General features: G+C 38.4%; 1 protein-coding gene. It reads left to right on the top strand.

The genetic code is table 11. The features are described from left to right. Nucleotides 1-123: 123 nt before the first annotated feature. Nucleotides 124-352: hypothetical protein (locus A3756_RS16815; protein ID WP_197481354.1), on the top strand; the 229-nt coding region annotated here is incomplete at its 3' end.

The following is a 352-nucleotide window of genomic DNA, read 5'->3' as shown; positions in this document are numbered from 1 at the left end:
ATCGGGTTTAGTCAACCATTGTTTTTTGAACTTTTTGCTGCCATGGTGTTCTTAAGAGAATATTAGGGGCAGGTTGCGACCCTAATATTCTTTTAAGAACTTATGTTGCAGAAGAAACCATTTATGAACAAAGTCTTTTTATACTCTAGCTATTTTATCTTCGTCTTATTCGGGTTTAATGCATATGCTGAGGGAGAGAATACTGTCTCAATTGGAAAGTTTTCTGAATGGGGGCTGGAGGAATGGGAGTCGGTCGAATTCAATGATGAAACCTCTTATCGTTTGAAAGACGAAAGTGATAATCCCAAACTGAAGGTTTTGCATGCAATTAGTCAAGCTTCTGCTTCGGGTA

The sequence above is a fragment of the Oleiphilus sp. HI0086 genome (assembly GCF_001635225.1).
This window is presented reverse-complemented; position numbering and strand designations above follow the sequence as displayed.